Raw genomic sequence first — 15,574 nt, 5'->3', positions numbered from 1 at the left:
CGCCATGAGCAGCCCCGCTTTCTCCCGCATGCTCGATGCCATCGACCGCGGCGCGTTTCCCCGCACCCGCAAATGGGCCTGGCGCGGGCTCTACAACATGCTCTCGCGCTTCTGGCGCGACGATGACTGGCGCTTCATGAACTACGGCTTCGTGCCGGACGGCGCGCCGTTCCCGCTGAAGCCGGAGGATGAGGAGGAGCGCGCCTTCATCGGCCTCTACCAGCAGGCGGTGGAAGGCTTGCCGGTGGCGGGCGCGCGTGTTCTGGAAGTGGGCTCCGGGCGCGGCGGCGGATCGCGCTATCTGGCGCGCTATTACGCCCCCGCCTCGGTGGTGGGCCTGGATTATTCCCCGGAAACCGTGCGCCTCGCCCGCCGGCTGAATGCCGACGCACCGGCGCTATCGTTCGAGACCGGCGATGCGGAACGCCTGCCGTTCCCGGACGGGTCGTTCGATATCGTCATCAATATCGAATCCTCGCACTGCTACGCCAATGTGCCGGCCTTCACCGCCGAGGTGGCGCGGGTGCTGGCGCCGGGCGGCTGGTTCACCTTCGCCGACATGCGCGGACGCGGCATGATCGCCGAACTCGACCGGCAATTGGCCGCCCCCGGCCTGGAACTTGCCGAAGGTCGTGACCTGTCCAAGGGCGTGGTGGCGGCGCTCAATATGGCCGATGCGCGCAAGCGCGCCCGCATCGGCAAGGCGTTTCTGATGCAGCGCTTCATCACCGAATTCGCCGGCGCCAAGGGCTCCATGCTCTACAAGGGCCTCGCCGGTGGCGAGGTGTCCTATGTGGCTCGCCGCTATCGCAAGGTCGCCTGATCCGGCGACCTCCCGGATCAGCCCAGTTCGCTCCTGATGTCGGCGATGCTGGCCACCCGGCACACCGGCCGCAGCGCCTCGATGGCGGTCTCGTGCACCTGCGGCGAGAAGGCGGCGCAGCCGTCGGAGAGCACGGTCACATCGAAGTCCCGCACATGGGCATCGCGCGCGGTGGAGGCGACGCCGCCATTGGTGACGATGCCGCACACCACCAGCTTGCGGATGTCGCACTTGCGCAGCACCCACTCCAGCCGGGTCATGTAGAAGGCCGAATAGGCGACCTTCTCCACCGAGAGGTCCGGCGGGGCGAGCCGGTCCACCAACTGATGCCCCCACGACCCCGGCAGGAAATCGCCCTTGGCCAGAAACGGGCGCAACTTCTTCAGATGCGGCGAGATCAACGGCTCGCCGCCTTTGGCCGGCACCAAGGTGAAGTGGGTGGAGACGATCCACCCACCCGCCGCCCGCATGGCATCCGCCAGCGGCGCGATCCGCTCCGGCAGCGCGGCGATGGCGGGCGCCCCCTGCCCGGCCCGGCCATAGGCGCCCTTGGGATCAAGGAAATCGTTCTGGAGATCGACGATCACCAGAGCGGTCTTGCTCGCAGGGATGGCTTCGTGCATCAGGCGCGCTCCACGATCACATTGCCGAAGGCATCGACGCGGGCCACCAGGCCGGGATCCACCAAGGTGGTGGCGTCCGGCTGCTCCAGCACCGCCGGGCCGGGGATGACCGCGCCCGTGGGCAGATCCAGCCGGGCATAGATCGCCGCCTCGTGCCAGGCGCCCGCGAACCATACCGGCCGCGTGCCGCGCTTGGCGCCGTCCACGGTCGCGCCCGCAGCCGGTGCCAGGGCGCGCAGGTCGAAATGCGGCCGCCGGCCGATGGCCGCGGTGCGCAGATTGACGATCTTGGCCGGAACCCCCGGCAGCAGCCGGCTGAACGAGGTCTGATAGGCCCGGTTGAAGGCGGCGGCGATGGTGGCGCAATCGATGCCGGTGGTGCCGTTTTCCACGTTGACCGGCAGCGGCACCGAGACCGTGTGGGTCTGGCCGACATAGTGCATGTCCAGCTCGAACACGAGTTCGACAAGGTCCACCGGCAAGCCGGCGGCGTCCACCACCGCGCGGGCCGCCTCAGCCTCCGCCACCATGCGGCGGTCCAGGACCACGGGGTCGAGGGCATCCAGGGTGAGGTTCACCGTCTGCACCTGATCGTGGCGGATGTCGGCGATGACGCAGCCCAGCGCCGAGGTCACGCCGGGATAGCGCGGCACCAGCGCCGCCTTCAGCCCCACGTCGGTGATCAGCGCGCCCACATGCAGCGCGCCGCCGCCGCCGAACGGCACCGCCACGAAGGTCGCCGGATCATGGCCGCGTTCGATGGAGACCAGACGGATGGCGCCTGCCATGCGCCCATCGGCGATGCGCACGATGGCTTCCGCCGCTTCCATGACGCCCAGGCCCAGAGGCTCGGCCACATGGGTGGCGATGGCCGCTTTCGCCGCCTCCACGTCGAGCCGCGCCAGCTTGCCGCCAATGGGGCGCTCCGCATTGATGCGGCCCAGCACGATATTGGCGTCGGTCAAGGTCGGGCGGGTGTTGCCCTGGCCATAGGCCACCGGCCCCGGCCGCGAGCCGGCGCTCTCAGGCCCCACCTGCAGCATGCCGCCCGCATCCACATGGGCGATGGAGCCGCCACCGGCGCCGATGGTGGTGATCTCGATCATCGGCGTGCGGATGACCAGGCCGAAATCGATGGTGGTCTGCGCCGCCAGCGCGGTCTTGCCGCCCACCACCAGCGACACGTCGAACGAGGTCCCGCCCAGATCGCCGGTGATGATGTCCGGGAAGCCCGCCGCCTCGGCAATGGCCGCCGCCGCGATCACCCCCGCCGCCGGCCCCGACAAAGCGGTGCGCACCGGCAATTTGCGCGCGGTGGCGGTGGACATGACGCCGCCGCTGGACTGCACGATATGGAATCGCCCGGTGAAGCCCTCGCTGTGCAGCGCGCCATCCAGCTTGGCCAGATAGCTGCCCACCACCGGCTGGAGATAGGCGTTCAGCGCCGTGGTGGAGGTGCGCTCGAACTCGCGGATTTCCGGCAGGATCTGCGCCGAGCAGGCCAGATCATCGTTCGGCCACACCTCGCGGGCGGCGGCATAGGCCGCCAATTCGTGCGCCGGATTGGCATAGGCATTGATGAAGACGATGGCCAGCGCCTGCGCCCCCATGGCCAGCGCCTGGCGGGCGGCGGCACGCACCTGCTCCACATCCAGCCCCTGACGGACCGAGCCGTCGGCCAGAATGCGCTCGTCCACCTCGAACCGCAGTTCGCGGTCGATCACCGGCACGAAGTCGCCCCACAGGCCCCAGGTGTGCAGGCGGTCGCGGCGGCGCATCTCCAGCACGTCGCGAAAGCCGCGGGTGGTGATCAGCGCCGTGCGGGCGCCCTTGCGCTCCAACAGAGCATTGGTGCCCACCGTGGTGCCATGGACGATGGAGCCCAGTTGCGCCACCGGGCCGAAGGTCTTCAGCCCTTCCAGGAAGCCCACCGCCTCGTCGCCGCGATTGGACGGCACCTTGGCGGTGCGGAACTGGCCGGTAGCCGCATCGAAGAAGAACAGATCGGTGAAGGTGCCGCCCACATCCACGCCCACCATGGGGGCGGGCTTGGCATCGGGGCGCGCGGCGGCAGGGGTCGGGACATGGGTGTTCATGCGGCAGCTCCCTGGCGCAGCGTGCGGGTGGCGGCGGCGTCCAGCGTGCCATCGGCGGCAATGACGACGCCATAATCGGCGCGGGCGGCCTCTCGGCTCACCAGCCCCTGGCGCACGTCGCGGACGACGACGTCCAGATCGCGGGCCTTCGGATCGCCATAGCCGCCACCGCCGGGGGTCTCGAGGCGCACATGCTGGCCGGCCTTGATCTTCACGTCGGTGACCTTGGAGGCCAGCGGCGGCGAGCGCTCGCCATCCTCGGTCTGCCAGGAGAACACATTGAGCGCGGCGGCATCGCCCCCGGCGACGCCGAAGGGCGGATAGATGCCGCGCTCTCCCAGCAGGAACACGTCCGCATCGGTCAGGGTCTCGATCTCATAGACTGCCCCCACCCCGCCGCGATGAGCGCCGGCGCCGGCGGAATCCGGCCGCAGCGCCCATTGGGTGAACAGCACCGGATAGGCCGCTTCCATGATTTCCGCGGGGGGAATGGTGGCCATGGAAATGGGGTTGTTGGCATGGTTGAGGCCGTCGGTCTCCGGATTGCCGCCGAGGCCGCCGCCGAAGAAGGAGAACATCACCCAGCGCGAGCCATCCTTGCGGTGGCCGGCCAGCGACAGCGCATTGATGGTGCCGAACGGCGCCGCCGTGGCGCGGGTGGGATCGGCCTGCGCCAAAGCGCCGAACACCACGCCGATCACCCGCAGAATGGTCTCGGTATAGCCGCCCACGGGCTTAGGCGCCTTCACCCCCAGCAGCGTGGTGTCGGGAATGACGAAGGTGATGGGCCGCAGGCAGCCGGCATTGGCCGGCACATCGGTGAACACATGCTTCAGCGCCACATAGCAGCAGGCGGCGGCGGTGGAATAAGCGATGTTCAGCGGCCCGGCGCACGGCGGCGAGGAGCGGGAGAAATCCAGCGTCATGCGCTCGCCATCGATGGTCAGATCGAGGGCGATGGTCAGGCGCTCAGGCGTGATGCCGTCATTGTCGAGATAATCCTCGAACGTATAGCGCCCGTCCGGCAGCGCGCGGATGGCGGCGCGCATCATGGCCTCCGCCCGGTCGGAGAAGGCATCGAACGCCGCCGCCACAATGGCCTCGCCATAGGCATCGAGCAGTTCCGCCAGCCGGCGCTCGCCCAGGTCCAGCGCATTGAGCTGACCGTTGAGATCGCCGAAATTGGACACCGGCACGCGGGAATTGGCGGACAGGATATCGACGATATCCATGTTCATGACCCCGGCGGTGAACAGCTTCACCGGGGGAATGCGCACCCCTTCCTGGAAGCTCTCGGTGGCCCGCGCATTGAAGCCGCCGGGCACATTGCCGCCGATGTCGAGCCAATGGCCCACGGAGGCGAGCCAGCAATAGAGCTTGCCCTCCCGGAAGATCGGCCGCACCAGCCGGAAATCGTTGAGATGGGTGCCGCCCTCATAGGGGTCGTTGAACAGGAAGGTGTCGCCGGGCTGAAGATTGCCCTCCCGCGCCACCTTGTCGATCACCGCTTTCACCGCAAAGGCCATGGCGCCGACGAAGATCGGCAGGCCCTTGGTGCCCTGCACCAAAGTGGCACCGGTCTCGGCGTGGTAGAGCCCGTGGCAGGCATCGCGCGCCTCGGCGATGATGGGATTGAAGGCCGAGCGATAGAGCGTGGCGTCCATCTCGTCGGCGATCTGCTCCAGCCGCCCCTTCAGCACCGCCAAAGTGACGGGATCCACCGTGATCATCGTGCGGCGTCCTTCTTGGTCATGTCGTCGCCATAGGTCTCATAGGCGCGGCCGCGCGCCAGCATGTCGGGGGTACCGATCAGCGCGTTCAGGGCATTGAAATCGAACATGCGGTCGCCGAACGGCGTGTTGGTGCCGTGGGCCTGCAGCGAGGCGTAATAGTCCTGCGCGGTGCGGGCGATGGCCCGCACGATTCCGCCTGGAAAGATCACGATGCGAAAGCCGATCTCGCCCAGCTCCTGCGCCGAGGCGAGCGGCGTATCGCCGCCCTCCACCATATTGGCCAGCAGCGGCAGGCGATGGCCCAGCGCCGCCGTCACCGCCGCCAGTTGCTCGCGCGAGCGCGGGGCTTCCACGAACAGCACGTCGGCGCCCGCATCCGCATAGAGGGCGGCGCGCTCGATGGCCTTGTCGAAGCCTTCCACCGCCACCGCATCGGTGCGGGCGATGATCAGGGTCTCGGCACTCACCCGCGCATCCACCGCCGCCTTGATCTTGCCGGCCATCTCATGAGCCGAGATCAGGCTCTTGTCCTGCAGGTGGCCGCAGCGCTTGGGCAGGGTCTGATCCTCGATCTGGATCGCCCCGGCCCCGGCCCGCTCGAACGCCCGCACCGTGCGCTGGACGTTGAGGGCATTGCCATAGCCATTGTCCGCATCGACGATGAGCGGGGTCGCCACCCGGTCGCTCACCAGAGCGATGACCTCCGCCACTTCGCTCATGGACACCAGCCCGATATCGGGCCGCCCCAGGCGCGTATAGGCGATGGCCGCGCCGGACAGATAGAGCGCCTCGAAGCCGGCATCGGTCGCGATCGAGGCCGTCAGCGCGTCATAGACGCCCGGCGCGGCGAGGACACGCGCCTCGTGAAGGCGGGATTTCAGACTCATGGCACTTGCTTCCCAACACGCTCGGCTGAGGATCGGCGGCCCCTCCCGGTGGCACCGCCCACTCCCGCCTTTCGGCGAATGACATTGCAATCGGGCCGCGCACGGCGCGCGGCCATTCAAGGACCGGCGGCGCTCAGGCCACCAGATCGAGCAGCGCCGTCAGGCTGTCCGCCCGCTCCAGGCCGGCGACCGCCGCGGTGATGGCGGCAAGCCGCTCCGGCGACCACACCGGCCCGCCCAGATCCTGGAACTTCTCCTGAACCTCGGCGGGCGTGTACGGGTCTTCCGTGTCGCCGCGATTGGTCAGCACCTCGGCCGTGAGGCGGCGGCCATCGGCCAGCGTCACCGCCACCCGTGCCGGACGCAGGCCGGGCAGTTGCGCGGTCAAGGCCGGATCCTCGCGGACGTCGACCCGACCGGCCAGTGCCAGGATGGCGGTGTCGGTACGAGCGCCGTCGCGGAACGCCTGCACGGTGGCGGCGCCGTTGATCAGCGTGGTCGCCAAGGCGAACGGCAGCGAGAATTTCGCCGCCAGCATGGTGGGGGGCAGCGGATGGTCCAGTTGGGCCGCCCACACATAGGTGTCCACCTCGATCTTGAGCACGGCCTCAGGATCAAGTGCGCCGCCGGCCTCGCGCACGATCTGCGCCAGCGCATCCAGCGCCCCATGGGTGTAGCGGCAGGCGGCGTGGCGTTTGAAATAGTTGCGCGCGATCTCCCAGCGCTGGCCCAGATCCTCGACCATGGCGGCGGGCTGGAACTCGTCGGCGATCACATGGCCATAGACCGTGCCGATGCCGTCGCGCTCAGCCATGAAGCCGCTGGCGGCCAGATCCCAGGCGGTCAGGCCCAGCTGATTGGAGAAGCCGGCATAAGTGTTGCGCACCGTGGCCCCTTCCAGCATGGTCCGGCGGCTGGTGGACAGGCCCAGCGACGAGGCGATGCCGATGGCCTGGCCGATGGCCGCCGCATCGGCGCCATGGAGTTTCGCCACCGCCAGCGCCGCGCCCACCGTGCCCCAGGTGCCATGGGGATGCATGCTCACCCGCAGCTTCGAGGCGATGCCGATGCGGGCGCCGATCTCATAGCCCAAAGCGATCGCCATCAGCACGTCCGCCCCGGATGCGCCGGTCTCCTGCGCCGCCGCCAGAACCGCGGGCACCACATGAATGGCGGGATGGCCGCGGGCATATTGATTGCCCTCGTCCAGCTCCAGCATGGTGCCGGCGGCGCCATTGGCGAGCGCGGCGTCGCGGGCATCCAGCCGGGCGCCGGTGCCGATGGCCGGTGCCCGGCCGGGACGGCGCGACGCAAGACGAGCCACCAGCGCGACCATCTCCGGTTCCTGCATGCCCGCGGCCATGACGCCGAGGCAATCCAGCAGCACCAATTTGGTCCGGGCGACGACCGGCTCCGGCAGATCGCCGGGCGTGAGCGCGGCGGCGAAGGCGGTCCAGTGCCCGAGCCAGGCGGGCGGGGCATCGGCGAGCAGGACGGAGGCGGGAATGACCCCGGGTGTGACGATGCTCATCTCATAGCCCCAGATAGACCCGCTTCAATTCGGGATCGTTGCGGATGTCCGCGGCCGCACCGGACAGCGTGACCACGCCGTTCTCGATGATGTAGGCGCGGGCGGCGAGTTCCAGGGACTGCACCACATTCTGCTCCACCAGCATGATGGGCAGGCCCTGTTCATTCAGCCGGAGGATGAGCGCGAACATCTCCTCCACCAGCAGCGGCGAAAGGCCGAGCGAGGGCTCGTCCAGGATCAGCAGGCGCGGTTCCGCCATCATGCCGCGGCCGATGGCGACCATCTGCTGCTCGCCGCCGGAGAGCGTGCCCGCCATCTGGCCCATGCGTTCGCGCAGGCGCGGGAAGGTCTCGAACACCAGATCCAGATTGCTGGCGCGGTTGGCCCGCGCCCGGCGATAGCTGCCCAGTTCCAGATTTTCCCGCACGCTCATATTGGGGAAGATCTTGCGCCCCTCGGGCACATGGATGAGCCCGGCCTCCACCACCTGCACCGGGGAGAGGCCCCGCAGCGAGCGGCCCTCGAACATCACCTCGCCCGCATCGGCGGCGAGCACCCCGGACAGCACCTTGTTGAGCGTGGTCTTGCCCACGCCGTTGGAGCCCAGCACGGCGATGATCTCGCCGGCCCCGACCGAAAGGTCGATGCCGCGCAGCACCTCCACCCCGCCATAGCCCGCCCGCAGACCGGAAATCTCAAGCATGAGCGGCCCCCTGCGCCTGAATGCGCGCGGCGGCGCCCTTGCCCAGATAGGCTTCGATCACCTGGGGATCGGCGCACACCGCCTGTGGCGTGCCCTGGGCGATCATCTGCCCCTGCGCCAGCACATGGACGTGGGCGCACAAATTCATCACCGCCTGCATCACATGCTCGATCATCAAGATGGTGACGCCCTCGTCGCGGATGGCATGGATCACCGGAATGATGTCGCGGATCTCTGAAGGGTTCAGGCCCGCCAGCACCTCGTCCAGCAGCAGCAGCTTCGGCGCGGTGGCCAAGGCGCGCGCCAGTTCCAGGCGCTTGCGACCGGCCACCGTCAGGCTGGAGGCCGGCTTGTCCAGATCGGCGCCCAGCCCCAGCCGATGGCCCACCGCATCGGCGAGGGCATAGGCATCGGCGCGGCGGGCATGGCGCAGATAGGCGCCCACGGCGATATTCTCGCGCACATTCAGACCGGCGAACGGCTGCACGATCTGGAAGGTGCGGGCGATGCCCAGTCGGGCCCGCACGTGCGCCGGCTGCGCCGTGATGTCTTCGCCTTCGAAGCAGACCTTGCCGGCGGTGGGCTTCTGGAAGCCGGCGATGACCGTGAACAAGGTGGTCTTGCCGGCGCCATTGGGGCCGATGAGGCCGACGATGCTGCCCTGCGGCACGCTGATCGAGGCGCCGCCGACGGCCACCAGGCCGCCGAAGCGCATGGTGATGTCCTTCACCTCCAGCATCACTGCGCCTCCTTGGCCGGACGGGGGCGCGTGAGCCCGGAGAGCAGGCGATGGATCAGGCCGAGCACACCGCCGGGGGCGAACGCCACCACCAGGATCAGCACCGCGCCATAGACCGCCAGATCGATGCCGGGAATGCCGCCGGCCACCTGCTTGGTGAGATCGCCCACCCCATGCAGGGTGAACGCGCCCACCAGCGGCCCCAGCACCAGCCCGCGCCCGCCGACCATGGCCGCCAGCAGCACCTCCACGGAGATCCACACCCCATAGGCGATGGTGGCGTCGAGATAGAGGAAATATTGCAGATAGAGACAGCCGGCGGCGGCGGTGAGCGCGCCGGACACGGTGATCGCCTTCAGCTTCACCGCCAGCACATCCACGCCCAGGGCGCGGGCCGCATCCTCATTCTCGCGCACCGCCACCAATTGAGCGCCAAAGCGGGAGTCCGCAATGGCGCGCGAGATCAAGAGGCCCGCGGCCACGAAGCCCAAGGCCAGCCAGAGGAAGGCGCCGCGGCTGGTGAATTGCAGATTGCCGAAGCCGATGTTCAGTTTCAGCAGCATTCCCGCCGCGCCGCCGGTGATGGGCAGGGCATTGGCCAGAATGCGCAGCACCTCGGCAAAGGCCAAGGTCACCAGAGCGAAATAGGAGCCCCGGAGGCCGGCGCGGAAGCTGAGAAAGCCGATGATCCAGCCGAGCGCGGCGCCGCTGAGGATGCCGGCACCCAGCGCGGCCCAGGCATTGACCCCGTAGCTGTACTGCAAAATGGCCGAGACATAGGCCCCGGTGCCGAAGAAGGCCGCATGGCCGAACGAGAACTGGCCGCCCACGCCGCCCAGCAGGTTCCAGCCCTGCGCCGCCAGGGTGATAATGAGCACGAACACAACGAAATTCAGCGCCGTGTTGGACGTCACCACCAGCGGGATGGCCGCCAGCAGCGCCAGAAGGATCAGGATCGGGAGATAGGCTCGCAAAAGCATCATGCCCGCGCTCCGAACAGGCCGCTGGGCCGAAACAGCAGAACCAGGATGAAGATGATGAAGATGCCGATCTGCCCCAGGCTGTCGCCCAGGAACAGGCCCGTGAGGCTCTCCACCACCCCGATGAACAGCCCGCCCACCAGCGCGCCGGGAATGGAGCCCATGCCGCCCAGGACGACGATGGTGAAGGCCACCAGCACGAAGCTCTGCCCCACCCGTGGATTGACGTAGAAGATCGGCATCAGCAGGCAGGCGGCCACCGCCAGGGTGGCGCAGCCGAGGCCGAAGGTGACGGCATAAATGTGCCGCACGTCGATGCCCACGAGACTCGCGCCCAGCTTCTCCTTGGCCACGGCCCGGATCGCCTTGCCGGTATCGGTGCGGGCCAGCAGCAGCCAGAGCAAGGCCGCCACCACCAGCGCCCCGGCGAAGCCGAACAGCCGCGCCTGGGAGATCAGGATCGGCCCCGCCTCCACCACGTCGAAGGCATAATTGGTGGCGATGGTGCGTGTATCCGGCCGGAACACCGCCAGCAGCCCGTTCTCGATCACGATGGACAGGCCCAGCGTCACCAAAAGGATATTGCCGTCGTCCCCATGGCTGGCCGGGCCGATGACGAAGCGCTGGGTGGCATAGCCCAGAGCGAAGAAGGCCAAAGTCAGCACCGGGATCGCCAGATAGGGATCCACCCCGAGGAAGGTGAAGGCGGCCCACACCGCGAACATGGCGCCGGTCAGGAACGCCCCATGGGCGAAATTGATGATGTGCAGGACGCCATAGACCAGCGTCAGCCCGAGCGCCACCAGCGCATAGACCGCGCCGGTGAGCAACCCGTTCAACGTCGCCTCCAGAAGGATGGGGAAGGAATACATCCGCGCGTTCCGCCTCCGGTGCGCGCCCGATCCCCTGCACCGGGAAGCCGAGACGACGCACCTCAAGAATTCAAATGTCCGGCGGCCGATCGCCACCGACGGTCCGATCAGAGCCCGATTTCATCCCGCGCCCATGGGGCTGCGGCCCGCCATCCCGCCGTGTCGCGCACGGCACCCGATCGCGCCGCGCAGCCGGCGTGTCCGAGGACACGCCGGCCGATGGAGCGAGCGCTCAACGCACCGTCCGTCAGGCCCGCGCGGGGAAGATCGGCTTGGCGTCGGAGAAGGCCTCGGGGAAGATCACCCGGATCTCGCCCGACTGCACCTGGGTGGAGACCGGCGCCGCGCCGGTGTTCTGCCCATCCACGAACTTGGTGGGGCCGTAGGGCATCACATGGTCGGCCCAGGTGGAGGCGGCCAGTGCCGCCGTGACCTTGACCCGATCCACCGATCCCGCCTGCTCCAGGGCATTGGCCAGCAGGCCGATGCAGGAATAGTTCATGGGAATATTGTAGTTCCAGCCCTTGCCGGCGGCCAGACAACGCTTGATCAGATCCACCGCCTGCGGCTTGCGCGGATCGTACCAATGGTTGCAATCCATGATCTTGTCGGCGGCTTCCGGGAATTCCTTCACGAAGCGCAGGTTGGAGGCGGCGCCGTTGAGCACGCCATAGACCCCCTTCGGCCGTACCCGCTGCTGCTGCATGGTGCGGGCCAAGAGAACCGTCTCGCCATAATAGGTGCTGGGGATGACCAGATCCGGGTTCAGCGAGCGCAGCCGCAGCACCACGTTGGACAGGTCGCGCGACGGGGTGGGCACCGGCAGGGTTTCGAGGATCTCGAAGCCGAGCTTGGGCAGTTCCTGCTGCATCACCTTGGCGAGGCCGCTGCCGAACAGGCCGTCCTCATGCACCAGCACCACGGTCTTGGCCGGCTTGCCCGCCAGTTCGTTGATGCGCGCCAGATTGTCGAACGCGGTGCGGGCGCAGGTGCCGAAGCCGGGGCCGAAGCGGAAGGTGTTCTTCAGGCCGCGCTGCACGATCTGATCGGACACGCCCACATCCACCAGATAAGGCAATTCATAGCGCGCCGCCGCCTGGCTGGCGGCGAGGCAGATGGGGCTGGCAAAGCCGCCCACCACCGCCACCACGCCCTCGCCCTGCATGCGCTCCACTTCCTGGGTGCCGGCTTCGGGATTGGAGCGGGCATCGCCGAACACCATCTCCAGCTTGGCCCCGCCCAGCGCCTTGATGCCACCCTTGGCATTGATGTCGGCAATGCCGAACTCGGCCCCGGTGCGGCCGAACTCGCCGTCCATGGCCAAGGCGCCGGTGACCGGCTGGAGCACGCCGACTTTGATGGTCGGCGGCTCAGCGCCGCGCAGGATCGACGGGGCGGCAATGCTGGCCAGCGCCACCGAACTGCCCTTCAGGACAGCGCGACGACCCAAAGGCGTCTGAAAAATCGTCATCTTGCTGTTCTCCTCTGAGGTGCGACCCGTTTCGGGCGTCTTTTTTGATTGGTAACCAGGGGGGCCTCCATGGCCCGCGAACCTTCCACCGGCGCCCAGCGCCGGGCGCCATCGGCGCCGGTGCGCAGCAGGTCCATGTTCAGGGAATAGCGGTCCGGCCGGTAGAGCGCCTGGAGATGCTCGATCCCCCGCCCCGACGGCTCATAGACGATGCGGGTCATGGACAGCAGCGCGGCGCCGATTTCCAGATCGAGCGCGCCGGCCACCTCCGGCCCCGCCAGGGCCGCGCCGATGGTCTGGCGCGCCCGCTCGGCCACCAGGCCCGAGCGCTCCAGCAGTTCCAGCAGCGGCGTGGAGGCCAGATCCGCCTCCGAATAGGAAATGCCGATGCGCTCCGGCACATGGGTGACGAGGTACGAGAAGGGCGCGCCGTCGATGAGGCGCACGCGCACCGAGCGCTGCACCCGCTCGCCCGGCTCCAGCTTCAGCTCTTCCGCCAGCGTGGCGGTGGGTGCCAGATAGCCGAAGGAGAGCAGCCGCACCGCGGTGCGCCGGCCCATCTCCACCAGATGGGTCAGCACATTGGAGAAATCCGCCACCACCGGCACGCTGGCGGCCTTGCTGCTGACGAAGGTGCCGGAGCCCGGCTTGCGCTCGATCAACCCCTCGCGCGCCAGTTCATCCAGCGCCCGGCGCACGGTGACGCGGGAGATGCCGTACTCCACCGCCAGCGCCGGCTCGCTGGGCAGGCGGCTGTCGGGGCCGGCATCGCCGCTGAGGATGCGGTCGCGCAGCAGCAGATAGAGCCGGCGGGCCTTCAGCGGTTCGACGCTCGACATAGCGCGGCGGCTCCTGTCTCTCGGGGGCGAGAGGCTGTCTTTTTTATAAGACAGCTATCTGTCCTAGTGATGCCATAGCGCTGTCCGTTGTCAAGGCAGCGCTGAGGGTCCGACACGGTTTTATCGCGGCGCGCGCGGCGCCATCCACGGCCGGCGGGCCTGATCGGCGCCGACGAAGGCCTCGATGGCGCGCCCATAGCTGGCGGTGAGGTCCATATCGTCCCAGCCATTGAGCAATTTGGTGCGCCAGACCGGGTCCACCTGGAACGGCACGCTGAGATTGCCGATGCGGATCATCTCGGCCTCCAGATCCACTCGGATCTGCGCCGAGGACGTCTCCAGCGCCGCCAACAGCGCCTCGCCGTCCGCCTCGGACACACGCGCCGGCAGCAGGCCGTTATTCACCGCATTGGAGGCGAAGATGTCGCCGAAGCTGGGCGCCACCACGCAGCGGATGCCGAAATCCACCAGCGCATAGACCGCCGCTTCGCGCGACGATCCGCTGCCGAAATTGCGCCGCGCCACCAGCACCTGCGCGCCCCTGTAGGCCGGGGCATCCAGCACCGAATCGGGACGCACGACGCCGCTCTCGTCAAAGCGCAGATCGTGCAGCAGATAGCCGCCATAGCCCTCGGCGCGGGAGCGCTTCATGAAGCGGGCGGGGATGAGCTGGTCGGTGTCCACCCCGCTCAGGGGCAAGGGGCAGCCGATGGCGGTGAGATCCTTGAACGGCTGCATCAGCCCCTCCCCTCCAGCAATGGGCGCAGGTCGGTGAGATGTCCGGTCACGGCGGCGGCGGCCACCATGGCGGGGGACATGAGATGGGTGCGCGCGCCCGGCCCCTGCCGCCCCTTGAAATTGCGGTTGGTGGTGGAGGCGCAGCGCTCGCCCGCGGGCACCAGATCGCCATTCATGCCCACGCACATGGAGCAGCCGGCCGCCACCCATTCCAGGCCCGCCGCCGTGAAGATGGCGTCCAGCCCCTCGGCCTCGGCCTGCTGCTTCACCTGGGCCGAGCCCGGCGACACCAGGCCCGGCACCCGCGCCGTGCGGCCGGCCAATATGGCGGCGGCGGCGCGCAGATCCTCGATGCGGCTATTGGTGCAGGAGCCGATGAACACCCGATCAATGCGGATATCGGTGAGCTTCTGCCCGGCCCGCAGATCCATATAGGCCAAGGCATCGCGGATATGCGCGGCCTGGCCGTCATCGGCGGCGCGCTCCGGGTCGGGCACGGTGCCGGTGATGGGCAGGGCATCCTCGGGGCTGGTGCCCCAGGTGACGACGGGGGCGATCTGCGCCCCGTCCAGCACCACTTCGCGGTCGAAGTCCGCATCGCCGTCGCTGGCCAGCGCCAGCCAATCTTCCGCTGCTCGGTCAAAATCATCACCGGCCGGCGCATAGGGCCGCCCGCGCAGATAGGCCACAGTGGTGGCGTCCGGGGCCACCATGCCGCAGCGCCCGCCGGCCTCGATGGACAGGTTGCACAAGGTCAACCGCCCTTCCATGGACAAAGCGCGAATGGTGGAGCCGGCATATTCAATGGCATGGCCCGCCGCCCCATCGGCGCCGATGGCGGCGATGATGGACAAAGCGATGTCCTTGGCGGCGACGCTCGGCGCCAGCGCGCCTTCCACCCGCACCCGCAGGCGCTTGGGCCGGCTCTGCCACAGGGTCTGGGTCATCAGCACATGGGCGACTTCCGAGGCGCCGATGCCGAAGGCCAGCGCCCCGAACGCGCCGTGGGTGGCGGTGTGGCTGTCGCCGCACACGATGGTCAGCCCCGGCAAGGTCAGGCCCTGCTCCGGCCCCACCACATGGACGATGCCCTGCCCGGGATCATCCAGATCGAACAGCCGCACCCGGTGGCGCAGGGTATTGGCGCGCAATTGCTCCATCATGCGGCGGATGGCGGGGTCCATCTGCGCCAGCACCCGCACGCGGGTGGGCACATAGTGGTCCTCAACGCCGAAGGTCAGGTCCGGCCGCGCCACCTGGGCGCTGCGCGCCGCCAGCTTGTCGAAGGCGTGGAAGGAGCCTTCGTGGAGAAAGTGCCGGTCGATCCACAGCAGGCTCTGCCCGTCTTCGCGACGGACCACCTCGTGGAGATCCCACACCTTGTCGAACAAGGTCCGCGCCATCGCGCCGCCGGCAGCCATGCGGGTGTCCCCTCCCTCTTCGTTCCGCGGCGAGATTAAGGGTGAACGCCCGCCGCTGGCAAACCTTGTTTTAAATCTAATACAAATTATTGTCTGCCCACCGTACAGCTTCCTCCCT

14 protein-coding genes are annotated in these 15,574 nt (G+C 68.4%); 1 reads left to right on the top strand and 13 read right to left on the bottom strand.

Going from position 1 to position 15,574, the window contains the following annotated elements; all coding sequences use genetic code 11:
* The first annotated feature begins 4 nt into the window (after positions 1-4).
* Positions 5-823 (top strand): methyltransferase domain-containing protein, encoded by an 819-nt coding sequence (locus tag AAG816_RS16200; RefSeq protein ID WP_341990693.1) that lies wholly within the window; start codon positions 5-7, stop codon positions 821-823.
* Positions 824-840: 17 nt separating this feature from the next.
* On the opposite strand, the gene AAG816_RS16195 is transcribed toward AAG816_RS16200, so the two are convergent.
* The 13 genes from AAG816_RS16195 to leuC form a co-directional block, all read right to left on the bottom strand.
* Entirely contained in the window at positions 841-1,446 is a 606-nt protein-coding gene (locus AAG816_RS16195; protein ID WP_341990692.1) for a cysteine hydrolase, read from the bottom strand.
* Positions 1,446-3,542, bottom strand: coding sequence for a hydantoinase/oxoprolinase family protein (locus tag AAG816_RS16190; protein ID WP_341990691.1), 2,097 nt, complete (start codon positions 3,540-3,542; stop codon positions 1,446-1,448). The genes AAG816_RS16195 and AAG816_RS16190 overlap by 1 nt, the downstream gene beginning before the upstream one ends.
* Positions 3,539-5,272 (bottom strand): hydantoinase B/oxoprolinase family protein, encoded by a 1,734-nt coding sequence (locus AAG816_RS16185; protein WP_341990690.1) that lies wholly within the window; start codon positions 5,270-5,272, stop codon positions 3,539-3,541. Before AAG816_RS16185 ends, AAG816_RS16190 begins: the two co-directional genes overlap by 4 nt.
* Positions 5,269-6,162, bottom strand: coding sequence for an isocitrate lyase/phosphoenolpyruvate mutase family protein (locus tag AAG816_RS16180; RefSeq protein ID WP_341990689.1), 894 nt, complete (start codon positions 6,160-6,162; stop codon positions 5,269-5,271). The genes AAG816_RS16185 and AAG816_RS16180 overlap by 4 nt, the downstream gene beginning before the upstream one ends.
* Before the next feature lie 133 nt (positions 6,163-6,295).
* Positions 6,296-7,693 (bottom strand): MmgE/PrpD family protein, encoded by a 1,398-nt coding sequence (locus AAG816_RS16175; RefSeq protein WP_341990688.1) that lies wholly within the window; start codon positions 7,691-7,693, stop codon positions 6,296-6,298.
* 1 nt (position 7,694) lies between these two features.
* A complete protein-coding gene (locus AAG816_RS16170) occupies positions 7,695-8,396 on the bottom strand; it encodes an ABC transporter ATP-binding protein (protein ID WP_341990687.1) in 702 nt (233 codons plus the stop codon).
* Entirely contained in the window at positions 8,389-9,135 is a 747-nt protein-coding gene (locus AAG816_RS16165; protein WP_341990686.1) for an ABC transporter ATP-binding protein, read from the bottom strand. The genes AAG816_RS16170 and AAG816_RS16165 overlap by 8 nt, the downstream gene beginning before the upstream one ends.
* Complete coding sequence (locus AAG816_RS16160) at positions 9,135-10,115, bottom strand: branched-chain amino acid ABC transporter permease (protein ID WP_341990717.1); 981 nt, start codon at positions 10,113-10,115, stop codon at positions 9,135-9,137. Before AAG816_RS16160 ends, AAG816_RS16165 begins: the two co-directional genes overlap by 1 nt.
* Positions 10,115-10,987: a branched-chain amino acid ABC transporter permease gene (locus tag AAG816_RS16155; RefSeq protein ID WP_341990685.1), complete on the bottom strand. Its 873-nt coding sequence runs from the start codon at positions 10,985-10,987 to the stop codon at positions 10,115-10,117. Before AAG816_RS16155 ends, AAG816_RS16160 begins: the two co-directional genes overlap by 1 nt.
* Before the next feature lie 247 nt (positions 10,988-11,234).
* Positions 11,235-12,458 carry an ABC transporter substrate-binding protein gene (locus AAG816_RS16150; RefSeq protein ID WP_341990684.1) on the bottom strand — a complete coding sequence of 408 codons (1,224 nt, stop codon included), beginning with the start codon at positions 12,456-12,458 and terminating at the stop codon, positions 11,235-11,237.
* Complete coding sequence (locus AAG816_RS16145) at positions 12,455-13,297, bottom strand: GntR family transcriptional regulator (protein WP_341990683.1); 843 nt, start codon at positions 13,295-13,297, stop codon at positions 12,455-12,457. The genes AAG816_RS16150 and AAG816_RS16145 overlap by 4 nt, the downstream gene beginning before the upstream one ends.
* Positions 13,298-13,417: 120 nt before the next feature.
* A complete protein-coding gene (gene leuD / locus AAG816_RS16140; protein ID WP_341990682.1) occupies positions 13,418-14,035 on the bottom strand; it encodes a 3-isopropylmalate dehydratase small subunit in 618 nt (205 codons plus the stop codon).
* The gene (leuC, locus tag AAG816_RS16135) at positions 14,035-15,456 is read right to left on the bottom strand and encodes a 3-isopropylmalate dehydratase large subunit (protein WP_341990681.1); all 1,422 of its coding nucleotides are present in this window, start codon (positions 15,454-15,456) and stop codon (positions 14,035-14,037) included. The genes leuD and leuC overlap by 1 nt, the downstream gene beginning before the upstream one ends.
* Positions 15,457-15,574: the final 118 nt, after the last annotated feature.

The organism is Azorhizobium sp. AG788, from assembly GCF_943371865.1.
Classification (GTDB): domain Bacteria; phylum Pseudomonadota; class Alphaproteobacteria; order Rhizobiales; family Xanthobacteraceae; genus Azorhizobium.
Note: the sequence above shows the minus strand (reverse complement) of the source record. Positions and strands in the feature narration are given on the sequence as shown.